Source organism: Romboutsia weinsteinii (genome assembly GCF_002250835.2).
Classification (GTDB): Bacteria; Bacillota; Clostridia; order Peptostreptococcales; family Peptostreptococcaceae; genus Romboutsia_A; species Romboutsia_A weinsteinii.
The window spans coordinates 1-5,140 of the sequence record NZ_NOJY02000104.1 but is presented as its reverse complement, the minus strand read 5'-3'; the positions used below and the strand labels follow the sequence as shown (position 1 = coordinate 5,140).

The following is a 5,140-nucleotide window of genomic DNA, read 5'->3' as shown; positions in this document are numbered from 1 at the left end:
TCATATAACACTCCTTTTGTTGCTACAGAACCCGAATCAATCCCTATACTATACATAATGCCTCCTATTTAACGCATACCCCTTCTTCTATCATTTCTACAAATGCTTCAAATCTTGTTCTTAGTTGCTCTGTATCAGATTTTGAGTAATCAGTTTCAATTGTCATAAATGGTATATTCTTTTCATTGGTTACAAACTGCTTCATCTTATAACTTTCAATGTTAAAAGTATGACAAGCTTGTAAAACTACATCTATTACTCCATCCACCTCATATTCATCTATTAATCTATCCAGTAACTCTACTCTGTTGTCATTATTCATCATACATGAACAACCTATATTAATATATTTTTGAGTCAATGCATCATATACATCTTCGTTGTCTTCATCCACTAATAATTCGTTTGATCTTATTGCACCACAAAGTTCATATGCAACTATCGATGCTCCACTTTCTTCTATAGTTGTGATTATTTTTTCACTTATTCCACCTATTGGTGAACCAGTAATTAATATTCTCGGCTTATCCTTACCTACCGGAGATTCGCCTTTTTCATATCGCTCTTTCATACTATCTATAATATTTCTTAAAGAGCTTTTTAGCTCATCTCTGTCAAATTTAAATCCTGCTTGATTTAATACTTGGAACATCTCCATACCTGTAAGTGCAGATGGCTTTAGCTTCCCAAGCTCGTAGAACTCTTTTAAAAGCCTTCTTTCTTCATTCTTGTCTTTAATAGCCTCTCTTATATCTTCATCCGTTATAGTTACTCCTAGAGACTTTTCTACCTCATCTTTTAACGACTTTATCTCGTACTTCCATAACTGATAAGCTATATCTCCTGCCTTCATATTTGGTAAATGCATCACATGTGTATTTTTGATTTTCCCAAGCTCCTCATACATCTTTTTCTTTCCATCACATGTTGTTTCTCCTATTAACATATCTGAAAAATAGAAGTATGGACAAGTATCAGTTATTGCATGTCCAAAACTTGATTTTATAAGTGGACATAGATTCCTAGGTAAAATCTTTTCTGCTTCTGGAATAGGTTCTTCACTTACACCACACACTCCTACTACTGTTGCCTTTGCAGCCATTGGTATCTCAACAGGAGTAAATGTACAAAATACTCCTACTAGTTTTTCGCCTCTTTCCTTAAGCTCCTTTGCTGCTATAAAACCCCTTTGTCTTGCTTCATTAAAACTATCAAAATTACTTGGTAAATTTATCATAATATAGCCCCCTTTGTCAAAATATTCCTATGTAAAATTCTACCATGCTTTTCTTTTATTCAGTATCGTTTCTATCTATATGTATAGCTTAAAATATAGACAAAGTCTATTATCATTTTTCTATTTTCAGCTGAATATACTTTGACTATATTTAAATTGTAATAAAAAAATCCTTCATATAGTAAACTACATGAAGGATTTTATATTAATTTTTAGTATTTATCTATTTCTTCAAGTAGTTCTTCAACAAGTCTATCGCCTTTTATTTTTCTTACTATTTCACCTTTTTTAAATAAAAGACCTTCTCCTTTACCACCTGCTATTCCTATATCTGCCTCTCTAGCTTCTCCAGGACCGTTAACAGCACATCCCATTATAGCTACAGTTATATCCTTATCCATCTTACTAATTTTTTCTTCTACTTCATTTACAACGCTAATTAAATCAATGTTACATCTTCCACAAGTAGGGCAAGATACTACCTTTATTTTATCATTTAATAAGTCTAGACTTCTAAGTATTTCTTTGCCTACTTCTATCTCTTCAACAGGATCTCCTGTAAGTGATATTCTTATAGTATCACCTATTCCTTTTAACAGTAGAGCTCCTACACCTATTGACGACTTTATAGTTCCTTTTTTAACACTTCCAGATTCAGTTATTCCTATATGAAGTGGATAATCAACTTTTTTAGATATAAGTTCATAAGCATCTAATGTCTTGTATATATCTGATGATTTAAGAGATATTACTATATTATAAAAATCTAAATCTTCAAGTATTTTAACGTGTGCCAATGCGCTCTCAACCAGTGCTTGGGCAGTTGCAGAACCATACTTTTCTAAAAGTTCTTTTTCTAGTGATCCACCATTAACGCCTATCCTTATTTTTAGATTCTTTTCCTTACATTTTTCAACTACCATCTTAGTTCTTTCTATACTACCGATGTTTCCTGGATTTATTCTTACTCCATCTACACCTTGTTCTATAGCTTCAAGAGCTAATCTATAGTCAAAATGTATATCTGCTATTACAGGTATATTAACATTTGATTTTATCTCACCAATATTTTTTGCAGCTTCCATATCTGGAACTGCTATTCTAACTATATCACAACCAGCTTCTTCTAATCTTTTAATTTGCTCTATAGTTTTTTTAGCATCTCTAGTGTCAGTGTTAGTCATAGACTGTATACTTATCGGATTATTTCCTCCAATTTTAACATTTCCTACACTAACTTCCCTACTTACTCTTCTTGTATAACTCATAATCTCACCTTCTCATGTGTATATTGTCTAATAATTTATATCATTCACTTAGAATAATCTAAGTATATCTTTATACGTTACAAATAACATAAATAACATTAACGCTCCAAAACCAATTATATGTAATGTCGCCTCTTTATTAGGATCAATCTTCTTACCACCTCTTAAAGCCTCTATAAGTATCATAAGTAATCTTCCACCATCTAGTGCTGGTATTGGTAATAAATTTAATATACCTAGGTTTAAACTTATTATAGCCCCTATATACACTACATTTATAATACCAGTCTTAGCAGCGTCTGATACTAAACTTATTACACCTATTGGTCCTGTTACAGAGTTTGAAACTCCACCTGGTACAGTTCCTGTTATTAATTGACCTACGAATTTTACCATCTGAACAATCATATCACCTGTTGTTGTAAAAGCTGTAGCAATAGCTTTAGTTATACTCTTTTCATACTTCGGAGCTATACCTATAACATATCTACCTTCTTCATTTTTTTCAGGTACTATATTTAGTTCTTGGTCTTTTCCATCTCTATCTATAACTAACTTTACCTCTTTACCTTCTGAGTTTGTTAAATTAGTTACAACATCTTGCCATGAATTTACCTTTTCACCCGAAACAGACTCAATCTTATCTCCTTCTTGAAGTCCAGCTACTTGAGCAGGACTATTTGGTACTATTTGAGATAATGTTGTTCCCGGAGTACCAATATACATAAACACTGGTATAAAAAGTATTACAGCAAATACTATGTTGAAAAACGGTCCAGCAAATAATATACTAGCTCTTTGAATGATGCTCTTTTTTCCAAATGCATTTTTGTCCTTAGACTCTCCGTCTTCCCCTTCCATACTTACAAATCCGCCTAGCGGTAATAATCTTATTGAGTATTCAACATCTCTTTTTATACTAAATATCTTTGGTCCCATACCTATTGAAAATTCATGTATAGTTACTCCATTTTTCTTTGCAAGGAGAAAATGTCCTAATTCATGTATAAATACAATTGCTCCAAATAATAATATGGCTACTAATATAGTCATAACTTCACCTTCCTACTTTATTGATTTTTTTACAAATTCTCTTGTCCATCTATCAACTTCTAATATTTCTTCTAATGTAGGTTCACTAATGCTGCTATGAGCTTCTAAAGTTTTCTCTATGTAATATGGTATGTCATAGAATCCAATTTTATCCTCTAAAAATTCATTTACTAGCTCTTCATTAGCAGAATTTAATACTGCTGAATATGTACCTTCCATCTTTAGACAATCATAAGCTAATTGTAAACATGGGAATGTCTCTAAATCTGGTTTTTCAAAAGTTAAAGTACTCCATTTCGAAAAATCTAATCTTTCAAAATCATTTACAATTCTATCTGGATAAGATAGAGCGTATTGTATCGGTAGCTTCATATCTGGACAACCCATTTGAGCCATTACTGAACTATCTATAAATTGAACCATTGAGTGAACAATACTTTGTGGATGTACTACTACATCTATTTGGCTTTGATCTACATTAAATAACCACTTAGCTTCTATTACCTCTAAACCTTTGTTCATAAGTGTAGATGAGTCTATACTTATTTTTCTTCCCATACTCCAGTTTGGATGTTTTAGAGCTTCATTTTTAGTTATGTTAAGTAGTTCTTTTTCCTTCTTACCCCTAAATGGTCCACCTGACGCAGTTAGTATTAACTTTTCTATTTCTCTAGTTTTTTCCCCATTTAAACATTGGAATATTGCACTATGTTCACTATCTACAGGAAGTATGTCTACATTATATTTTCTAGCCTCACTCATAACTAAGCTTCCTGCAGTTACTAATGTTTCTTTATTGGCTAATGCAATAGTAATACCTTTTCTTATTGCACATAATGTTGGCACTAACCCTATCATACCAACTATTGCTGTTAATAGTACGTCTATTTCATCTAAAGACGATATAGTCTTTAATCCTTCCATACCTGATAGTACTTCTATTTTTATATCCGAAGGTATCATTTCTTTTAATCTCATAGCACTATTTTCATTGTATACCGCTACGTATTTCGGCTTAAATTCTTTTATTTGCTCTAGTAATAAATCTACACTACTATTTGCAGATATAGCTACTACCTCAAATTTATCTCTATTTTCCCTTACTACATCTAGTGTCTGTGTTCCTATCGATCCAGTAGACCCTAAGATTGATATCTTTTTCATATTACTTTCCCTTTCCATAAATAGTTTTCTTTACCTATGTATTATATCATTATTAAAACTATATTTTATATTATTCACAAAAATTTCATTTTAAATTATTTTAAATACAATTAAAGCTTCAGTTAGACTGAAGCTTATTTTATAAATAACTTAATCGCATAATAAACAAATGGTGCTACTAATATAACACTATCAAATCTATCTAATATACCACCATGTCCGGGTATTAATTTTCCATAATCTTTTATTCCTACATATCTCTTTATAGAAGATGCAAATAAGTCTCCAAGCTGAGCTATTATACTCCCTATAGATCCAATAAAAGCCATATGTATTATATTAAAGTTGAATAAGTAGCCAAATAAAATACAACAACATGTACTCCCTAATATCCCGCCAATACTACCCTCTATAGTTT

At 31.5% G+C, this 5,140-nt stretch carries 5 protein-coding genes; all 5 read right to left on the bottom strand.

Annotation, left to right across the window (positions count from 1 at the left end):
* Positions 1 to 64: 64 nt before the first annotated feature.
* Complete coding sequence (locus CHL78_RS19535; RefSeq protein WP_094366965.1) at positions 65 to 1,237, bottom strand: double-cubane-cluster-containing anaerobic reductase; 1,173 nt, start codon at positions 1,235 to 1,237, stop codon at positions 65 to 67.
* A gap of 212 nt (positions 1,238 to 1,449) precedes the next feature.
* Positions 1,450 to 2,505, bottom strand: a complete 1,056-nt coding sequence (gene ispG / locus CHL78_RS19530) for a flavodoxin-dependent (E)-4-hydroxy-3-methylbut-2-enyl-diphosphate synthase (protein ID WP_094366964.1) — start codon at positions 2,503 to 2,505, stop codon at positions 1,450 to 1,452.
* Between the two features lie 48 nt (positions 2,506 to 2,553).
* Complete coding sequence (gene rseP, locus CHL78_RS19525; protein WP_094366963.1) at positions 2,554 to 3,558, bottom strand: RIP metalloprotease RseP; 1,005 nt, start codon at positions 3,556 to 3,558, stop codon at positions 2,554 to 2,556.
* A 12-nt stretch (positions 3,559 to 3,570) separates the two neighbouring features.
* Positions 3,571 to 4,722 carry a 1-deoxy-D-xylulose-5-phosphate reductoisomerase gene (locus CHL78_RS19520; RefSeq protein ID WP_094366962.1) on the bottom strand — a complete coding sequence of 384 codons (1,152 nt, stop codon included), beginning with the start codon at positions 4,720 to 4,722 and terminating at the stop codon, positions 3,571 to 3,573.
* Positions 4,723 to 4,856: 134 nt separating this feature from the next.
* On the bottom strand, positions 4,857 to 5,140 hold a 284-nt coding region (locus CHL78_RS19515), incomplete at its 5' end, for a phosphatidate cytidylyltransferase (protein ID WP_199534132.1).